Genomic DNA, 18,731 nt, shown 5'->3' on the forward strand with positions numbered 1-18,731 from the left:
TATTGATTTTTATTGATAAAGTTCAGTCAGCGACCACATTTGTTCAAACCTTTGGCGATCACAGAACATTAAAGCGCCTGTTTTATCGGGAAGATCAACATTCTTTTGGAACTCAAAACCGCACTTTTTAAAAATGTGAATTATCTTGGCATTACGGGCATCTGGTTCTGTCACCGTTTTTGTGGTCGGAGTATGTTGAAACTGGAACATTGTCATCGCTCGTAGTAAAGGTAAGGCTAAGCCTTTACCAAGAAAATATGGCTCCCCAATTAATAAGTGAATACCTTGATCTGCTTCTTCTGCTGGATAATGTTTACCGAGAATATCGGCGATTGTCCAGTAAGATTCCCAGTAACTCATTGGTTCATTATTTATACAACCAATGTAAGCAGTTTGATGAGAATCTGCTAGAACTTTCTTCAGGTAAGCTTCAATTTTTTCAATAGGCCAGGCCATTTGCCAAAAGGGAATAACATGTTCGTGATTCATCCAGCAATGGATACGCTCTAAGTCCTTTTCTAATGTCATCGGATGAAAAGAAAGGTATGCTGAAACAGTTTTGTCATAGACTTTATAAACAGGCTGAATTTGAGTCTCTAAACTAGGCATAAACTTCCTCCTTTACACTTGCTTTCAAGAAATACAAAGGATTTTGGATGTTGATGTAAACTGATTGATTTGCTACAGAACCAACTAGTTCATCCATGTTATTAAAGCGCGTCAAAAGATTGGCTTTAGTACGGAAGGTTTCTCCTTGCAAATTATCAAGAAGCTGAGAACCTGCTAAATCAAAATCAGCAAATTCAGTGATGGCATTATTCAGTTCTTGAAGGAGAAGATTTTCATCAACGAGTTCAGCAACACCTAAAGCATTAATGATACCAAAGACATTGTTAATAAAGACGTAATAAACAAGCCGTTCGTCAATTACCTCATCAGGGCAAAAAGTTTCACTCTTTTGACTAATCCCTTCAAGGATACCATCTAATTTATCTGTAAAAGATTCGCGGTAATAGTAACCTTGGTTGTCGCGGTAATAGAAATACTTGGGATAGCCATTCTTAAGCTCTAAAATACTGTTTTGTTGGTGCGCTTCTAGGGCAATGCCATAGGTGAAGTACATCCATAATATTGGTCTCACTGACAGGGCTAGGTACTGCTTAAACCAATCAACGCTGACTGCTTCCGTAGAGCGATTTTCCTGGTTAGCTAAGGTACGAATAATATTTGCAAGGCGAGAACTGCTGCCATCAATCGCATCCTGACAAAGACCAATTAAGCAACTGGCATCGGTATTAGCATCAGTGGAATAATTATCTACTTGTTTCGCTTTGGTTTGAAAGGGATTAGCCCGTAAAATTGTGGCAAAACCTGATTCTTTGCCATCCAGAGGAATCGTGATATAAGCCGGATCACGAATCACTTCAAAATGAGGGAAATGGGCGCGTAAATCTTCACCGATAGTGCTAGAAAAGATTTTATTCACTTCTAAGCCTCGCTCCAATTCTTTAAAGAGGTTTGCCCGCACTGAATTAGTGATTTTAATATTAAGAGAAAGTTTCACCATAAAGCGGGCATCTTCGTTGTAGACAGTCCGCACGGAGGATGTAGGTTTAAATTTACGACCTTGCTGTCCCAAATCTTCCAGCAAACCCTGACTAATGAAATCCTGAACTTTCTCAGAGTGCAGTAACCAGCGACCTTGCCAAGGATGAACAGGCACTAACGCATATTCGTCGTCGCCACAGTAAGCGGCTTTAAAGTCTTCGGGAACAGTCTCATCATTGCGTAATTCTGTTTTGATTAGCTCGGTGGCGCTGGCTTCTAAGGTAGAGCCTTCAACGACGATGGATTTGTGGGCGCGGAAATAATGGAGGGCAAATTTCCCTTCTGTTTCTGGAGAATAATCATTCATCTCCTCAGGTAAAAACCCTTGTCTACTTTTTGGCGTGGGATGCAAGTGATGTCCTAGGATTAAGGATTGCTCTGTTTCACTGAAGTTGCGTTTGAAGTTGTATAGTTCAGAGACATTGGGCTGTCTGGCTTCGACAAATTGCTGAATGTTGTTGCAGCTTTGGATCATCCTTTCAATTAGCTCGTCATAGGGTTCTGCTGATCCCGTGTTGAGGCTAAGTTCCTTGAGGAGTAGGGTACTCAGGGTTAAATAATCTAGTTCGAGCAGCTGGTCGCGGGCGGCGCATTTATAGAAGAGCGGAAAGGTAAAGAGGTGGCGATCGCTGGGAGACCAGTATTTTACACCTACCAGAATCTCGATATTTTGCTGAGGGAGGGGACAAATAATCGCGGATTTTGCGTCAGTGCGCTCTTTCACTTGGAAGGTGAGGGGATCATCGGTGGTGAGGGAGTTAAAATTCCCTGTTTCACGTAAATAACAGTTTAAAAAGCTCTGAATTGTTGCTGCTTCGGCAATTTGTCTACTATTCATTTTTTTTGATAGTCTTGCTCTAATTGTTGACCTAATACTTTGATTTCTGCCAGTAGGGACTGGAGATGTTCAACTTGAGTTAGGGGATTTAGGAGGGTGAATTTTAACTGGGTTTTTTGGTGGACTTGGGTTTGGGCAATGACGGCTTTTCCCATCAGCATGAGCTGCTTTGGAATTTGCTGATTAATTGCTTCTAAGTTCACTGCGTTTGGGCGATCGCCAACATACCGGAACACCACGGCATTAATGGCAGGATTTTTGGTAACCAACTCAAAACGGCGATCGCCGTCAATCAATTTCGCGGTAGACTGGGCGAGGTCGATGGTGGTATTAACCATTGCGTCAAAAGCCTCGACCCCAAGCACTTGCAGGGATAACCATAATTTCAACGCATCAAATCGCCGCGTCGTTTGAATCGATTTCGTCACCAGATCGGGAATGCCTTGCGCTTCATTAATTTCCGGATTGAGATAATCTGCATTGAGCCGAATTAAGCTGAAATTTGCCCGATTTTTCAGCAAAAACGCACCACAACTAATAGGCTGATAAAACAGTTTATGGAAATCAACGGTGATCGAATCCGCTTGCTCGATGCCCGATAATTTGTGGGCGTGCTGCGTACTCAGTTGTAAAGCGCCGCCAAATGCCGCATCAACATGGAACCAAATGCCTTGCGATTGAGCAATTTGGGCAACTTCTGCGAGGGGGTCAATACTGCCAAAATCAGTAGTACCAGCCGTGCCGACAATCAAGATTGGTCGTAAACCTTGGTCTTGCAGCGCCGTTAACTTTCCTTTTAGAGCCGCCGTCTCCATGCAAAAATTTGCATCGACAGACACTGGAATAACAGCATTTTCTCCCAAACCCAATAACGCTGCTCCCTGACGCACGGTGAAATGCGCTACTTCCGAACATAAAATTCGAAATGTGGCAGCCTCTGGCGGCAAACCCTGTTTTTGGATCTGCCAATTTAAATGGGTTTTAGCATAATTATCCCGAGCCAACAGCAGGCCCATCAAATTAGACTGTGTTCCACCACTGGTAAAAATCCCGTCTGCGTTACTGCCATAACCGAAGGTTTGACAGAGCCAGTTTGTCAGGTTCTGCTCAAGAATTGTGGCACAGGGACTTTGATCCCATGAATCCATCGACTGATTCGTCGCGCCAATGATCAATTCAGCGGCGATCGCCGGAATGAGAGGCGGACAATGGAGGTGGGCAATGCAAGTAGGATTTGTTACCGAAATCGTATGGGCCAGCACTTGTGCGAGCTGAGTTTGCAGCTGGGAGTAATGTTTGGGTGTGAAATCGAGGTAATTATTTTTGTGAAAATTCTCTAACAATTTTTGGGGTGATGCCCCTGAATAGGGTTGCTTACTTTGAGAAATATTCTGAATAAGCAGCTCTTGTGTAAAAGCAATTATCTCAGAATAGTAGTCAATACTTTCTGATTGATGGGTCAGAAAATATTGTTCAAGACGATGGGTCGCTTGGGAAAGTGCCATATCAAGTTTGCAAAATAACCGGACTGTAAGAACACTGGCAAAAAACTAGCCTAGTTTTTGCATCGCAGCTTGGACAGATTGTGCAAAAATGTCGCTAATTGCATCAATTTGAGCTGTTGTAATAATTAAAGGTGGTAAAAAGCGCACCACAGTACCAAAACGTCCACCTAGCTCTAAAATTAGACCCCGTTGCAAACATTCTGCCTGGATCTGTTTCGCCAGTTCAGGGTAGGCCGTTGTGCCAGCATGGGGATTAATAATCTCGACGCCGATCATCAAACCACGACCGCGTATGTCTCCAAGGCAAGGAGATTCCTGCTGAATTTGGCGCAGTTGTCCCAACAGGTGCGCCCCTAAAATTCCTGCTTGATCGGCCAGCTCGTTCTTTATAATGAACTTGAGCGTGGCGGTACCTGCTGCCATGGCTAACTGATTACCCCGGAACGTGCCTGCATGGGCTCCTGGTTTCCATAAATCAAGGGCTTCATTGTACAAAACCACTGACAAAGGCAAAGAACCACCAATCGCCTTTGAAAGTAGCACGACATCCGGGGTTATACCTGCATGGTCAAAAGCGTAAAGCTTCCCGGTGCGCCCCCAACCTGTTTGAATTTCATCCACAATTAAAGGAATGCCCCGTTCACTGGTAATCCGTGCCATCTCCCGTAGCCAAGGATCCGGCGCTGGAATCACGCCCCCTTCTCCCTGAACAACTTCGAGAATCATCCCAGCTGGCGGCACAATGCCACTTTCTGGATCATCTAAAAGATGTTCGATGTATTTGGCACTCATGCGCTGGCTGTCTTCTCCTCCTAGGCCAAAAGGACAACGGTAGGCGTAGGGATAGGGCAAGAAATGGACGTCTGCCATCAGTCCGGCGATCGCCTGCTTCGGGGCAAGATTACCCGTGAGGCTCAAAGCCCCATGACTCATACCGTGGTAACCTCCCGAAAAAGACAAAATACTACGGCGTCCGGTGGCTGTTTTGACCAATTTCAACGCCGCTTCGACCGCATCAGCCCCCGTCGGGCCACAAAATTGAATCTTGGCACGCCTCGCAAAATTTGGCGGTAAACTCGCAAATAATTCTTCTACAAACCGATCCTTAATTGGTGTTGTGAGATCCAGAGTGTGTAAGGGATAGCGACCTGTCAACGTTTGTTGCATCGCTTCCAGCACAACTGGATGATTGTGCCCAAGGGCCAAAGTTCCTGCTCCTGCCAGGCAATCAAAATATTCATTGCCATCGACATCTTTGAGGAAAATGCCCTGGGCTTCTTGGATTGCTAACTGAATGCGCCGAGGATAGCTGCGTGCATTAGATTCCCTGGCTCCTTGGCGTTCTAAGAAAGCTTGGGATGAGGGTCCCGGTAGCGATCGCCATTGACCGGAGCCAGCAGATCCAGACCCTGGCCTCGGCTTTATCTCATTTCGATAGAGCTGCTGCATAATGACACCCTTTTGAGTAAATTGATTTTATTGAGAAAGACTCTCTAAAGTAAAAGTGGTAACACCATATTCTTTTTAAGAAAGCTTGTCAATAAATTTGATTGTGTCACTGCCAGGCGTCACTACTAAATTCTCTCCTAGGCATCTTGCAATTTAAGCAATTTTATTAACCTAAGATTCTGGGCTTTTATCTAAAGTTGACCGATCAAAACATGGTGTTTTGGGAAATGCGAGTTAGTTAACCTATCTCAGAAATAGTCAACTCAGCGTAAAAAATGTTTACGATCAGAGTGAAGTTAAATTGTTGAGACCGACGATTATAGATTCCATGTTAAATTTCGACCGTGATACCCGCCGCCAGTCCCTAAATCTTGTGGCGATCGCCGCGGCCTTTGTGACTAATATCTTGGCAAATATTAAGCCCCTGGACGGTTTAACCATTGCTGAGATTTCTGACCAATACTTTGCTGCAGTGCCCATTGTGCCTGCCGGTTATGCCTTTTCTATTTGGGGCTTGATCTATCTCGGTTTGATTTCCCTGGCCATTTACCAAGCTTTACCCAGTCAGAAACAAAAACCCCACGCCCGCAAATTGGGTTATGCCCTCGCTTGGAGTAGTGTGGCGCAGATTTTGTGGGTTATTGCCTTTCAATACCAGCGCTTTGTCTTGTCTTTGGGGTTAATTGCCCTCGTGTTGTTGCCCTTGGTCTTGCTCTATCAACGGTTCGCGAGTGGGCCAAAGCCATTGCCCAAAAAAGTGAAGTGGTTTATGCAAATGCCGGTCTCGCTTTATTGTGCTTGGATTACGGTGGCGACGATCGTAAATGGGGCCTGTGTTCTGGATTTCCTGGGTTGGCAGGGCTGGGGCTTAGGGGCAGCCTTCTGGACAGTTAGTTTGTTGATTGTGGGGATTCTCTTGGCGATCGCCGTGACAATGAAACATCGAGATGTCGTCTATGGCGGTGTATTTGTCTGGGCTTGGGTGGCGATCGCTATCAAAAATTGGAGTCAGGGAATTATTCCCCTAGTGGCGATCGCTGCTGCCCTCGGTTTAGCAGGTTTATGTGGTGTGATTCTTTGGTTTCCCCAGCGCCTCTCGATTTATCCTACGTCGCAAAAATGAAAGTAACTAATTTTCAGGTTTTCTAATCTCCCGTAAGCCTCATGGCGTTGGCGATCGCCTGGGGGAATTAAGGTCACGGGTGTTTATCAAAGAGTATATAACATACTCTTTGTCTTTAAAGCTTAACTAAGCGTTTGTGACTCAATATTGCTCTTTTATTATTTAGTTTGTCGTTAATGGTTAGTTTGAAGCTTGGGTAAGCACTGCTAAAGCTTCTTTGGCAATGGTCTCTGCTCTCTGAGATGTCACCTTTTGGTAGCGTAAGGTTGTCTGGATATTTTCATGGCCCATTAGGGCTCTCAGGGTTTCAATACCCATCAACCCGACCCGCTCGGTGGCAAAGGTATGGCGCAAATCATGGAACCGGAGGCCCTGGAGTTGGGGTTCTCGTTGGGTCATGGTGCGCCAATCGCTGTAGGCGGTGCGATAACTGAGGCGACTAACGGCTTTTGTTAAGGGTTGTTGGGCGGTAAACAGGGCTGGATGCTCTGGATGGCGATAGTACTTTAAATAAATCCCCAGGCTTTCATCGACATCTGGACTGTAAAAACACCAGCGCTGTTTGTTTCCTTTACCAACCACCTGGAAGCGACGTTCCTGTAAATCCACTTGGTCATAGTCCAGGGACAATAATTCGGCAATGCGGGCCCCGGTGCGGTGGAGTAAGCGCACAAGACACTGGAGACGGGGCTGCTGGGCGGTGGCTTGGTAGAGAAGTTGGAGTTGGTCTGGGGTCAGGTAACGGATCGTCTGGTCGCTGTGGTATTCGCCTTTGTTTGGATTAGGTTTGCGTCGGGGCAGACGGGCCAGGGGATTGGTCACTAAATACTGCTGCTCAACGGCAAAGTTCAGTAGGGATTGGAGAATGGCTTGGTGGCGACGGTGGGTAGTGTAGCTGAGGTGTTCTAATTGTTGGAGATAATCCTGTAAGGTCTTGCGGTCGAGGTGGGTAATGGGCCAAGCACCATAGTCTGCTAGCAGGGGTAGCAGGGCTGTTGTGTAGGAACGCACTGTGCTGGGGGCCAGTCCTGGCCGTTCTAGAAATTCTGTGGCGACGGTGGCAAGGGTAGGCATTATCTCTAGTCTTAAAGCTAAACTCTAGGGTAGAAAAATAAAGTAGGCTAAAAGTAGCATATTAAAGATATTTAGATAAATGCTAGTTGATATAAAAAAGTAAAGAATTATGGATAAATTAGAAGCGCTAATAACACCGCAATCTGACGAGTCTTTGGGGAACTATGTTCAGCGTCAACGGCGACGGTTAGGGCTCACCCAAAGGGAAGTGGCTTTAAAGGCAGAAATTCATCCCCAGAGTTATGGGAAGGTGGAACGGGGTCAAACAGTGCAACTTAATCAGCGCACGCAACGGGGATTGGCCTATGCGCTCCAGGTGCCGGAGGAATATTTAGAGGCTTTAAGTCGCGGCATTGCGGTGGAGGTGGAGAAGCAACAGGCGTTGCGGTTTTGTCCCCAATGTTGGACGCCAGGGTCAGCACCGGATCCATTATGGTTGGTCTTACGGGCACAGTATTGTTTTGCTTGCGGGACGAAGTTGCAGAGTCGCTGTCAGGGTTGCCAACAGCCAATCACTTCTTTAAAACATCGTTTTTGTCCCTATTGTGGTAAACCTTATAAAAGTTAAGTCAATCGCCCTGCTTCCCAGACATGATTGTCGTCTTTAAATAATTTAGGTAAAGGCTAGGATTAGATTTCACGGTAGTTAGCTCGATGGGTATACGATGACTCGACCAATCAAACATTGCTACTGGGTTCTACCTGGTAAGCTGCTGGCAGGAGAGTATCCGAGAAATAAGGATGAACAATCTTCACAAGAGAAGCTTCACGCTTTACTCAATGCTGGGGTAACGGCTTTCATCGATCTGACAGAAGCAGATGAGGGTCTACAACCCTATTCAACCTTAATCAGTGCTGAGGCTTCTCACCACCAGTTTCCGATTGTGGATGTTTCAATTCCTGCATCTTCTGATTTAGTGGTCACAATTCTGGATACGATTGATCACTATATTGAACGGAACCAACTTGTCTATGTCCATTGTTGGGGTGGCGTTGGGCGGACAGGGGTAATCATCGGGTGTTGGTTAGCACGGCATGGTCATGGCGGCGAGGTTGCACTCGATCATCTGCGTGAACTGTGGCAAGCATGTCCGAAATCTCGTTATCGGCGATCGCCAGAAACGAGGGAACAGGAACAATATATTTTGAACTGGGAAGTTGGCCGATGATGTTCTGTTAACAATGGGTAAATGTCCTTCATGGACTCCATTGCAGGGAAGACCTAGCCTTTGTGATTGGCTATGCTTCGTCGCGATAGTAGGCAATTTTTTGTTCTAGGCGGGCGATCGCCTCGGTGAGGGAAGCATAAACTTCACACTCATCGGTGTTATCGTCCTGGAACATAACCTCGCCAGCAAAACGGTCAGGATGTTTGAAATAGGCAATGAGCTTGAGCTGATAGTCCAGGTTCCACCAAATGAACACCGGCAGTAATTCTTCATCGGGGACATAGAAGCCAAAAGTATCCATCGCTTCATCGGCAACTTCTTCCCCAACGATGTCCGCACCCGCAAAGGCGATATTGGTTTCGGACAATTGGCGGGATAGGGCAAATAACTGATCGAGGGCCTGCCAATCCGCCTCACTTGCTTCCTGGGTTAAGGCATGCCATTGGGTTTCGTCTGGGTCTAGGAGGGGCAAAAACAAAGGTAGAACCCGGTGACTGGAAAAAATTTTCCCGGATTGGGTTTGGGTGATTACCATTTCAAGGTACCAACCCCGCCGCTGCTCCCGGAAGAGGATTTTAATTTCAAACTTGTCTTCACTCTGTTCGGTATCCCAGTCAATAACTTCAATGGGTTCACCGTAGACAGTCTGGCAAATTTCAGCCACTGAGAGAGTTTCAGTCATAAGCCAAAAAATTCAAGTAAATATTACGTAACCTACATTATTCAGTCTCGCTTAAATTGATATGATCTTTAATCATAAAGTATTTAAAAGTATTATTTTCATCTGCTCATAATGTTTTTTTATCGTATCTTCATTCCAAGTTGACTCCTCTTTCATCATCAAATATTGTTTTATGCTATCAATCAAATTTTCTGCGTAGTATTGTTTTTTAGCCTCTGGCATTAGATTACTAAGCCGTGAGTTTTTGCTATGACTAATTAAGCAGAGATTGCCAAATGAATTTAAGATATTTGATTCTAACTTATTATGTCCAGGCAATGGATGCTGAGGATAATAATGCTCTACCGAACTACGGAAAGTAAATTCATAGTTTTCAACTTTTTGTTCAGATTTATATTTAAGCCAAAGGAGATAATCGAGGAAATTAAATATGAGGTTATTCTCAATTTTTCCAAATGAAAGCTTTTGCTCTATATCTAATTTTAAAATTGCTTCTCTTGTTTTCTGGCAGGCACTATTGTTTTGATAAATAATTTCATAGTAATCTAAGGAGTTATCACTCGATAAAAAACGATCAAAGATAAATGATTTAGCGACAGATTCCATTTGACTTAAATATTTTTCAGGTTCTATAGGTACAACTTGGCTGAATAAATAATAAAGAGCCGCGTCTAACCAATATTTATAATTTTGGTAGTACTAAAGGGGTAATGAGGAATTGTAGTGATGGATGAAATTCCACAATAGTCCAATGTGATTAAATACACACTTGGAGAAGGCTAGACTGCGTCTCACAAACCGTGACATCCTTTGCCTCACAGTACAATTAAAGCGCTCAATATAACTGGTTTTACCACTCTGTTTGCTAACCACCCGATGACGCTTTGAAGGGAATACGCCACGGTAGGCTTCCCACTCATCCGTGTAGAAGACTCCACATTGCCGATATACCCCAGGCAATGACGCCCACAGTGCTTTTGCACTCTCTCGACCACGGCAACCAACGTGCAGACCAATAATTTCCCGGGTTTGAACGTCAAGGGCCAGCCAGACCCACTGTTTATTGCCTTTGTGGTCAACAAAAGACCAGAGTTCGTCACACTGCACCTTTAAAGACCCCTTTTTTTGGGGACAACCTTGGCCCTTCTTGGTACTTGTGCTGCTTTCATATTGACGTAATTTTGCAGCCATTGTTCAGAAACTTGAACAGCTCTGGCGATGCCGGCCATCGAAATACGTTCGAAAAGCAGACGGTCAATCAGAGCGCGGGTTTCAGCATCAATGAGTTTATTGGTGGGATGTTCCACGAATTGACGACCGCATTGCTTGCAGAGAAAGCGCTGTTTACCGTTGTGGATGTGCCCATTTTTGACTGTATGTTGGGATTGACAGCTGGGACATTGAGGCATGGGTCGGAGTCAATGACTTCCGTTCTACCTTAACAAAACCGTCATTACCCTTTTAGTACCACCATAATTTTGCGATGGATTAGAAACATGAAATGCTGAAAGAAGCATAAGAAGACACTTATTAATATCTCCTAAATCAATATTTTCCTCTTCAAAAGTATTTTTGTAATATGGCTTATCTTTTTGATCTTTAGCCATTCGCTTAAGACTCCAAGAATCTTTACCATTAATAAATTCACGCTTGACAATATATTGATCGTAAAGAAATTTACAACGAAGTAAGTGAAAAACGAAATTTTTAATTTTTTCTACAGTATTCTCACTTTTAAAAATATATTCCTCGAATACTAAGAGAAGTTTTTTGTCATCTAAAGATATATCAGATTCAGTCTGAACGCGCAAAACATGTATCAAAAAATTCGGAAAACTTACTACAGAGTTAAATCGTTCTGAAATTTCTTCATCTTTTAAATTTATGTTTTTTCTAGCTTTTCCAAGAATTTCATCTAATGTTTCTTCAATATTCTGGGTAGAAGATTTATTGGTAGGTTTGTCTATTTTTTCTTGAAGCTCTTGAAAACTACTAATTGTCAATCTATCCCAGTTTTCAGCCCCAAAGATAGCATTACGTTCAGATTTCGAGAAACCCATTTGTACATATCCTTCCATGTTTGCACAAGCTTCCCAAACTAAGTCAAGACAATTTTGACTTAACTTATCATCTTTAAGATGCTCCATCATTCGTGATTTCAGAACTTCATGCTTTTCTAGTTGCTCACCCCGATTATTCATAATCTCAAAGTAATGATTAAGATCAGTATCTTTTGGGACTTTAACTTGCATAATTTGCACTTTTTCAAATAAAAACATTGAAAAATCCTGTGGTGCAACTTTATATTCAGTAAGCTTTTGAGGAAGTATTTTTTGAATTTGCTTATAACCATGAAGAACTTCTATATTACTTTTCTTAGGACTTTCTAAGTCTAATGACTGGACTCGATTTCTAAAAATAGCTTCTATAGTAGCTTGAGAGTTAGGACGACTATCAAATCTCAAGTTCAATCTTTTAAACCAATCAATTTCTACTTCTTGCCAGTTAGTTTCTTGTGTAGATGTTTTCTCTTTTAGATATGCTGCTAGAAGAGATAAAGTTGTCAATCTTTGTTGACCATCAATAACCTCAAAATTATCACTTCCACGATCGAAGACAACCAATGTACCAATGTAATAGTTTTTGCAAATCTCATTTTTATTATGTTAGATAGTCAAGTATATCTTGAATTAATTGTGCTATTTCAGCTTCACCCCAAGCATAATTTCGTTGATACATAGGGATTGTATAATTGCTATTACCACTTAAAAAATCGCGAATAGATAATTGAATAATATCATTATTCATAGTACTTCATTTCCTTAAATAATTGTTCAATTCTCTCAGTTTTTGTGGATTTTTTTTCAACTCCAAGCAAAACTGGCAAAGTACAATTCATAAAATCATCGGGCTTAATAGACTCTTGAACTAGCTTAAAAAGATTATTCTCAAGAACATAGTTATCTATACTGGCGAGTTGAACCACTTGCAATTTCAGACGAAGACTATAAGCCCAAATAAAAATCTTTTCGATTGCTCGAGAAATTTGTGCATGACCAAATTTATCAATGTAATAAATAAGCAAGCAATCAAAAATCATTCGAACATATTGATCTCCTGTTCGTTTGTGACCTTCATATTCATCGATAGTTTTTAAAATAGCTCTTGCATCTCCATCTAGCTCATTTATCGAAATTAGCTTTAGATTCAACACAAATTTTTTATTTTTCTCACCCTGGTTCTCTTGATAGAACTCAATCACTTTAAAATACTCATTTATCAATTCTTGATAGTGAGCAACCATTTCGAAGAAACGTCTGCCATTAATAATAATTTGATCTAGATGAAAAGGGAATCTTAAATTATGGCCGTCAATTTTACGTTCATAGGACTGATTATAGCAATCAACAAAATGGTGAGTTATCTGTAATTGTTTGACATAAGGATAACTAGCAGTTATATCAATATTAACACCTTTAAATAAAACGGTTTCTTCCTTGCCAAAATAACGAGAGGAGGATCCCTTAGACCAGTTCCGAATTCGATATAAATATTGGGAAAATAGGATTGCTAAATCTTTCGTTTTGCTATTTTCCCACTTTTCAACAGTAGAAATTTTCAAGACTTCATCTTCTGGATGAAATTCTCGTAAGTGATAAGCTTTTAGTAAATCATGTGGTTCCAGATCTCGACCACGTGCATTCTGAGAATCAAAAAACTGAAATGCCTCAGAAATATCACTTAGAATAAAAGTTACAACTTCACATTTATTTAGAAAAAAATCAATGTTTTCTTCTGTAAAATCAGAACGACCAATAATGCGGCAAATTTCAAGGTAGTTATTCTGGATGTTTGTCTTTGAAACTATACTTTTAAAACTTGGGACTATCATGTCCCGTTTCAAGTGGTTTAAATATTCTTTTAAATCTTCACGTTCAAGATTATCCTGACGCAATTCGGATAATGCTCGAATAGCTAACAAAAGTGTTATTATTCTCTGCTGACCATCAACAATATTTTTCTTTTCTCCTTCTTGATGAAATACAATCGTCCCAAGACGATAAGAAGATTTATCTCTATGGGCTACGATGTCGATGAAAAGTTGATTGACATTTTTTGCAGTCCACTTGTATGGACGCTGATACAATGGAATGGACAAACTATCATCTGAGAGAAGTTCTCTAAGCGTTAATATTTGACGATCAGGCGATCTTTGCATTCATATTTTCTCCAAATTCTAATATCATATAGCAATGTAACTAATTTTCATTGTGGCGATCGCCTACCCCCAATTTCAGCATCTACTAAAGGTTTTAACTGCTGAAGTAGTTCAGGAATCCTTTGTTCAACGACATCCCAAACAATATCAAGATCAATCTGATCATATTCGTGAACCAGTACATCGCGCATACCTGCTAAGTTACGCCACGGAATTTCTGGATGGCGTTCTCGGAAGTCCTTGGACAATCGCTTAGTTGCTTCTCCAATAATCGTAATTTGATACAGTAAAGCCGAAATTTCTTTTTCATTATTCAATAATGCTTCTCGACTCAACCCTTGGGTAAAGCGGATAATCCTTTGGGCAGCTTGCTGAATATCGATTAAACTCTCAAGATCCCTTGGCATAAATCACCTCAGCCGATTCCAGAATATTTTTACGCCGCAGCCAATTACTACTCCGGTCGATCGCCCCTTTGATCAGCAGATCGACTTTGCGACCCATAAGAGCTTCTAACTCTTGCTTGATCTGAATGGTTTCATTAAACCCCCGCTGGAAGTCGGGAGCAAAGGTGACCAGAACATCAATATCACTGTCTGAGCGAAAGTCATCCCGCAACACGGAACCAAAGAGGGCAAATTCTATAATCTGCCAGCGTTCACAGAATTGTTCGATGGCCTCAAGGGGTTGAGGTAGATTTTTTAGGGTTGTTTGCATCGCTCAGACAATACTTGGTGGGATAGGCTGCATGGTTTGGGCATTGTGCCATTATTCTTTCGGTCGTTTTTTACCATATTGGGCCGACCGACTACGATTTAAATGATACTTTTCCGCCATCGCGCGTTTACGAGACATTTGGCGATCGCCCGTCTCAAAATCCTCAGCTAAATCTTTTAAATTAGACAATTCTTCCATCAAGGGAGCTGAAGCAGGCATGGCTTCTAATGTCTTAGCTGAATCATTTAAAAATTGCACTGCCCCGGTCACATCCCCCTGGTCTAAACGGTCGATGGCCTCCTGGCGCGCTCGGGCTGCCATTAACAAAGCCACCTGTTCTTGTACTTCTGGGTTGGCCGGAAAATCACTCAGTTGTTCTGGGTTTACCACCTGTAACTGTAAAGTGGCTGTCTGGGTTAAGGTTTCGCCATGTTCAGTATCCTCCCACTGTAAGGCGACCTCAAGGACATCCGTTGCCCCATCACAAGCAGGTACACGCAACCGCACCACCACCTTTAGGGGATTAGCGACGGTTAGATTCGGTAACTTAATCGCCCCGGATTCCTCCCGCTCCAAATCATTCAGCACTTCTTTAACCGTTGTTCCTGCTTGGGAGTCAAGTTTTAAGGTGACAGAACGCCCAACGGTGGTGGCTAAACCCTGCAATTCTGTCTCAAAGATTTGCGGTAAATCTTCTGGTGAAGCGATGTGGAAGAAGTTACCATCGCCACTGCGGGCGATCGCCTCTAGGAGATCCTCGTCATAATCCCGCCCAACCCCCAGGGCAGAGGTGCTAATGCCGGTTTTCATCAGTCCGTGGACATCGGTAGCGATCACATCGGGGTTTGTTTCTCCCACATTGGCTAAGCCATCAGACAGGAGGATCACCCGGTTCAAATGGTCGTTGTTTAGATATTGACCCACTTGGATGCCTCCCTGTACCCAACCATCATGAAGCGCCGTCGAGCTGCCTGAACGAATCAGTTTAATCGTCTCTAACAGTCGCTGTTTGTCAGTGGCAAGGGTGCTGGGAATCTTCGTCTCCACCTGGGTATCAAATAGGGTCAAACTCAGGCGATCGCTCGGTAGCAGTTGCTCGATGGCATAGGCGATCGCCTGTTTGGCATAATCCAGCTTATTGCCGTGCATCGACCCGGACTTATCCAGCACAAACCCCAAATTCAGCGGCGGCCGGGCGTTGTTATCCAGCTCCACCAGAGGCGGCTCGATTTTAATCAGCACATCTAAAGTGACAGAGCGACCCTGGGCGATCGCCCCGTGCATTGGAATTAGAGAAATCATGGGCATATTCATTTCAATACCTGCCTAGATTGAAAAATAGCTTGAAGTTTGCGTGAAATTAATTGAGATAAATTGGCTAGTTCCTGGGGCGTCACCGGTGGCATAAAATCCTCACGGATATTCAGTTCCAAACCCGGCAAAATTTCCACTCGCCGCCAGTGGGAAACCGTCACCCGGTCTGTTTGCCCCTCCGCCTGGGAGAGCTCTTTGGACTGGCCATATTCAGATGCATAATGCAAATCCTGAGGCTTTGTTTTGGGAAAACTCACCTTATTCCCCTGGCGAGCCTTTACTTGACTTAAAAAGGCGATCGCTGGATTGCGCATCTCTGCTTTGATCTGAACACCCCCCTGTAGTAATCCCTCTAATTCGGCATTACGCTTATTGCCCATAATCGGCTGCATCGAGGCGATACTATAGCCTTCACTCAACAAACGACGAATTAACAACAATTGCAGTAGATGGCGATAGAGATAACGGGCTTCTCGACCATCTTTTTCTGGTTTATCCAAAACGCCCTTTGTCGTATAGAAACGCACTAGACGCGGATTCACCTCCCGTTCAGAACGATCATTGACCGGCTTCCCTGCCAAGTATTGGGGCAATAGTTCATTCGTGATTCGCACGAAGGTATCAATATCCCATGCAGGGTTGGCCAGAGAGAGTTCAACTAGGGTGTCCATAATTCAACAATAATTATTGCAGTTAAAAATGTCAATATCTTTCTTTTGATCCAAGGAACGGGCTTTATTACTTGTGTCTCTTCATCATTCAGAACAGCTGTAAATGCCGAATATCAGAAGCTTTGCCGGAAACTGCCAAAAGTCCTCCCAACAAGGCTTCTGCCACTAATGTCGCAATATTGCAAAAGAAACTGTTGACATTACCTGGAATTTCCTTTACTATGTGTTTCATCAACAGTCTGCTTTTTCTTCGCTACATCGTTCATCCTAACTTTTCAAAATTTATTACCTATGGCCCTCGAACTCCACAATTTCATCTGGTCCGAAGTACGTCTTATCCAAGTCGAAACTCAACCCCACCACATCGCTGGTGTCCTCGCTGAGGTTAATCGCGTCATCCGAGAAAATGACCTCAATTGGGAGGATGTTTACTCTGCTTACTACGAATGTGAGGCCGATGGCACTATCACGTTCTACGAGGCAGAAAGCGCCAAAGCGGGTAATTCTGGCATCTGGACTTACATGGTCTACGACTGTGAAGAAGGCGAAGAAGAGGTGAGCACCAAAGCTGATCTCGATACCTTCAGACCGGCCCTGCAATTGCAACAATCCTTAAAGGTTACCTCTGTATAGAGGTCAATATTCAACAACTTTCTTTTTCTGTCCAATAAAAATATGGGGTTTCTCAAAATGGATTTATCACAACTGAAATGGCTTAAAAATGTCAATCCAGGCAGTGGTTGGGCCTATGCTGATCCTGCTGAAATGCCACTCCCAGAGGCTAAAATTTTTCGCCTCGAGTGGAAAAAAGATAGAGCTGATGCTCAAAAACCGAACAAAGGTGATTTAATCGCCTTGGTGCAACATGCAAGAGTAACTCATATCGTTGAGGTGCTTGACGATACAGTCTATGACACCAAAAAAGCAGAATGGGGTCTCTATCGTGTCGTCAAAGCTATTTGGATGCCGCCAAAGGGCTTTAATTGGGCTCAGTTGCCTCACCAAGAAGAAATTTTTGGGGTTAAACACCTTCCTTCAAGCGGTCACACCTATGCAATACCAATTCCGAGTATGAGAAGTTCTCCGGCATGGCAAGAGTACAGCGATCTTCAAGGCTTTCAAGAACACGTAAGTGAATATTTAGAGCTTTTATGTCCCCAACCTCAAAAAAAGCGATATCGTGGCCTCCAAGGCCGCATGCAAAGCAGCGTAAATCCAAGTGGGGAACCCACATTCACAATAGTAGAAGAGAATCAATAAAAAGTTTTCTTAAAAAGGGTCAGCTTCTTTCGTTATGCATAAAAGCCTCGTTAAGCCTCATTTCAATAAAAGCGATGGTTTATTTTGCGATATTTCGCCAATGTCACGAGCATTACTCAAATCTTAGCAGGATTAAAAGTTTATCCTCACCTTTTTAACTTTTTTAGTCACATTTTATATTCTATCGATAACCATCATGAAACTTGCAGAAGCATTAATTCTACGCGCCGATAGTCAAACAAAAGTTTCTCAACTACGCCAACGTTTAGTTAAAGTTGCTAAAGTCCAAGAGGGGGAAGAACCACCAGAAAACCCCCAAGATCTATTAAATCAACTAGATGAAATATTCTCACAACTAGAAATCTTAATTCAGTGCATCAATCGTACTAATTCCCAAGCAGATTTTGGCGATGGTCTAACACTAGCTGATGCGCTTGCGAAACGTGATGTACTATCCATGCGTTACCAAGCTTTAAACAAGTTAGTAGACTCCGCATCAGACTTACAAGACCGTTATAGTCGTACAGAAATAAAAATGTGTAGTACAGTTAATGTTGTCAAGATGCAAAAGAAACTTGACCGTTTGGCGAAACAATATCGAGAACTCGACACAAAAATCCAGAGCATGAACTGGCAAGTAGATTTACTAGAATAATTGTGATGATCGGTAGTTAAATAGCAATTAAGGCGAGTGTAAAAGCTAACCAACGAGCTAAAACTGTTGGACACCTTGGAATGGTATAGATGCTATGGGCAGCATCTTTAATAAATGGGTATGCTCAGCACTGTTACAAGGGTACAAATTACTGTAAATGTTACAGACCATACACTGATTAATTGTTTTATTTAATGAGGGTGGGAACGGGGATTCATCACTTTTATCAATACAGTCAATACCAAAGTATCAAGGCTTATTAAAATCTATGGATGAATCAGATTACTTAGTTCTCATCCGTGAAGAAGGCGATAAAAAATATGTTTCAACAGAAAGTTATCTCAGCAATTATCCTGATTTTAAAGGGGTTAGGCTTGAGTCTTTTTTGGCACACAATTCCTACTGGAAAGATCTTTAGATCAAATAATCACAGAGGGTATGTATAAA

Annotated in this window: 22 protein-coding genes; 7 read left to right on the top strand and 15 right to left on the bottom strand. The window is 42.8% G+C overall.

The window, feature by feature from the left end; genetic code table 11:
• Positions 1–9: 9 nt before the first annotated feature.
• From AWQ22_RS15705 to AWQ22_RS15720, 4 genes are read right to left on the bottom strand one after another with little or no spacing between them, the layout of a single operon-like run.
• Positions 10–609, bottom strand: coding sequence for a GNAT family N-acetyltransferase (locus AWQ22_RS15705; RefSeq protein WP_065711921.1), 600 nt, complete (start codon positions 607–609; stop codon positions 10–12).
• Positions 602–2,446, bottom strand: coding sequence for an IucA/IucC family siderophore biosynthesis protein (locus AWQ22_RS15710; RefSeq protein ID WP_065711922.1), 1,845 nt, complete (start codon positions 2,444–2,446; stop codon positions 602–604). The genes AWQ22_RS15705 and AWQ22_RS15710 overlap by 8 nt, the downstream gene beginning before the upstream one ends.
• Complete coding sequence (locus AWQ22_RS15715) at positions 2,443–3,951, bottom strand: aspartate aminotransferase family protein (RefSeq protein ID WP_065711923.1); 1,509 nt, start codon at positions 3,949–3,951, stop codon at positions 2,443–2,445. The genes AWQ22_RS15710 and AWQ22_RS15715 overlap by 4 nt, the downstream gene beginning before the upstream one ends.
• A 45-nt stretch (positions 3,952–3,996) precedes the next feature.
• On the bottom strand, positions 3,997–5,400 hold the full coding sequence (locus tag AWQ22_RS15720; protein WP_065711924.1) for an aspartate aminotransferase family protein: 1,404 nt from the start codon (positions 5,398–5,400) through the stop codon (positions 3,997–3,999).
• Between the two features lie 328 nt (positions 5,401–5,728).
• On the opposite strand from AWQ22_RS15720, the gene AWQ22_RS15725 reads away from it, so the two are divergent.
• On the top strand, positions 5,729–6,523 hold the full coding sequence (locus tag AWQ22_RS15725) for a hypothetical protein (RefSeq protein ID WP_065711925.1): 795 nt from the start codon (positions 5,729–5,731) through the stop codon (positions 6,521–6,523).
• 180 nt (positions 6,524–6,703) lie between these two features.
• On the opposite strand, the gene AWQ22_RS15730 is transcribed toward AWQ22_RS15725, so the two are convergent.
• Positions 6,704–7,597 (bottom strand): tyrosine-type recombinase/integrase, encoded by an 894-nt coding sequence (locus AWQ22_RS15730; RefSeq protein ID WP_065711926.1) that lies wholly within the window; start codon positions 7,595–7,597, stop codon positions 6,704–6,706.
• Positions 7,598–7,706: 109 nt separating this feature from the next.
• Here AWQ22_RS15730 and AWQ22_RS15735 point away from each other — a divergent pair, with 109 nt between their 5' ends.
• The gene (locus AWQ22_RS15735; RefSeq protein WP_065711927.1) at positions 7,707–8,165 is read left to right on the top strand and encodes a double zinc ribbon domain-containing protein; all 459 of its coding nucleotides are present in this window, start codon (positions 7,707–7,709) and stop codon (positions 8,163–8,165) included.
• A gap of 97 nt (positions 8,166–8,262) precedes the next feature.
• Positions 8,263–8,766 carry a fused DSP-PTPase phosphatase/NAD kinase-like protein gene (locus AWQ22_RS15740; RefSeq protein ID WP_065711928.1) on the top strand — a complete coding sequence of 168 codons (504 nt, stop codon included), beginning with the start codon at positions 8,263–8,265 and terminating at the stop codon, positions 8,764–8,766.
• A gap of 70 nt (positions 8,767–8,836) precedes the next feature.
• Here the strand turns inward: AWQ22_RS15740 and AWQ22_RS15745 are convergent, their stop codons facing one another.
• From AWQ22_RS15745 to AWQ22_RS15785, 10 genes are all read right to left on the bottom strand, one after another.
• Complete coding sequence (locus tag AWQ22_RS15745) at positions 8,837–9,448, bottom strand: hypothetical protein (RefSeq protein WP_065711929.1); 612 nt, start codon at positions 9,446–9,448, stop codon at positions 8,837–8,839.
• Between the two features lie 72 nt (positions 9,449–9,520).
• A complete protein-coding gene (locus tag AWQ22_RS15750) occupies positions 9,521–10,054 on the bottom strand; it encodes an HNH endonuclease family protein (protein WP_065711930.1) in 534 nt (177 codons plus the stop codon).
• Positions 10,055–10,147: 93 nt separating this feature from the next.
• Positions 10,148–10,857 (bottom strand): IS1 family transposase gene (locus tag AWQ22_RS16630; protein ID WP_397428282.1). Its coding sequence is split into 2 segments (ribosomal slippage): positions 10,148–10,572 and positions 10,572–10,857, totalling 711 coding nucleotides; the frame shifts between segments, so codons are not numbered across the junction.
• 24 nt (positions 10,858–10,881) lie between these two features.
• Positions 10,882–12,099 carry a DUF262 domain-containing protein gene (locus AWQ22_RS15760; RefSeq protein WP_084449072.1) on the bottom strand — a complete coding sequence of 406 codons (1,218 nt, stop codon included), beginning with the start codon at positions 12,097–12,099 and terminating at the stop codon, positions 10,882–10,884.
• A gap of 10 nt (positions 12,100–12,109) precedes the next feature.
• Positions 12,110–12,256: a DUF262 domain-containing protein gene (locus tag AWQ22_RS17225; protein WP_084449073.1), complete on the bottom strand. Its 147-nt coding sequence runs from the start codon at positions 12,254–12,256 to the stop codon at positions 12,110–12,112.
• Positions 12,249–13,667, bottom strand: coding sequence for a DUF262 domain-containing protein (locus AWQ22_RS15765; protein ID WP_065711932.1), 1,419 nt, complete (start codon positions 13,665–13,667; stop codon positions 12,249–12,251). The genes AWQ22_RS17225 and AWQ22_RS15765 overlap by 8 nt, the downstream gene beginning before the upstream one ends.
• Before the next feature lie 47 nt (positions 13,668–13,714).
• Positions 13,715–14,074: a DUF86 domain-containing protein gene (locus tag AWQ22_RS15770; RefSeq protein WP_065711933.1), complete on the bottom strand. Its 360-nt coding sequence runs from the start codon at positions 14,072–14,074 to the stop codon at positions 13,715–13,717.
• Positions 14,058–14,384, bottom strand: coding sequence for a nucleotidyltransferase family protein (locus AWQ22_RS15775; RefSeq protein ID WP_065711934.1), 327 nt, complete (start codon positions 14,382–14,384; stop codon positions 14,058–14,060). Before AWQ22_RS15775 ends, AWQ22_RS15770 begins: the two co-directional genes overlap by 17 nt.
• A gap of 51 nt (positions 14,385–14,435) precedes the next feature.
• A complete protein-coding gene (locus AWQ22_RS15780) occupies positions 14,436–15,698 on the bottom strand; it encodes a VWA domain-containing protein (protein ID WP_065711935.1) in 1,263 nt (420 codons plus the stop codon).
• A complete protein-coding gene (locus AWQ22_RS15785) occupies positions 15,695–16,369 on the bottom strand; it encodes a MerR family transcriptional regulator (protein WP_065711936.1) in 675 nt (224 codons plus the stop codon). Before AWQ22_RS15785 ends, AWQ22_RS15780 begins: the two co-directional genes overlap by 4 nt.
• Before the next feature lie 291 nt (positions 16,370–16,660).
• On the opposite strand from AWQ22_RS15785, the gene AWQ22_RS15790 reads away from it, so the two are divergent.
• The 4 genes from AWQ22_RS15790 to AWQ22_RS16875 all read left to right on the top strand — a co-directional run bounded on the left by AWQ22_RS15790 (position 16,661) and on the right by AWQ22_RS16875 (position 18,702).
• Positions 16,661–17,002 (top strand): hypothetical protein, encoded by a 342-nt coding sequence (locus tag AWQ22_RS15790; protein WP_065711937.1) that lies wholly within the window; start codon positions 16,661–16,663, stop codon positions 17,000–17,002.
• 42 nt (positions 17,003–17,044) lie between these two features.
• Complete coding sequence (locus tag AWQ22_RS15795) at positions 17,045–17,629, top strand: hypothetical protein (RefSeq protein WP_065711938.1); 585 nt, start codon at positions 17,045–17,047, stop codon at positions 17,627–17,629.
• Positions 17,630–17,825: 196 nt separating this feature from the next.
• Positions 17,826–18,284, top strand: a complete 459-nt coding sequence (locus tag AWQ22_RS15800; RefSeq protein ID WP_065711939.1) for a DIP1984 family protein — start codon at positions 17,826–17,828, stop codon at positions 18,282–18,284.
• Between the two features lie 268 nt (positions 18,285–18,552).
• The gene (locus tag AWQ22_RS16875; RefSeq protein WP_157094668.1) at positions 18,553–18,702 is read left to right on the top strand and encodes a hypothetical protein; all 150 of its coding nucleotides are present in this window, start codon (positions 18,553–18,555) and stop codon (positions 18,700–18,702) included.
• The last annotated feature ends 29 nt before the right edge of the window (positions 18,703–18,731 follow it).

Origin of the sequence: Picosynechococcus sp. PCC 7117 (assembly GCF_001693275.1) — a bacterium.
GTDB lineage: Bacteria > Cyanobacteriota > Cyanobacteriia > Cyanobacteriales > MRBY01 > MRBY01.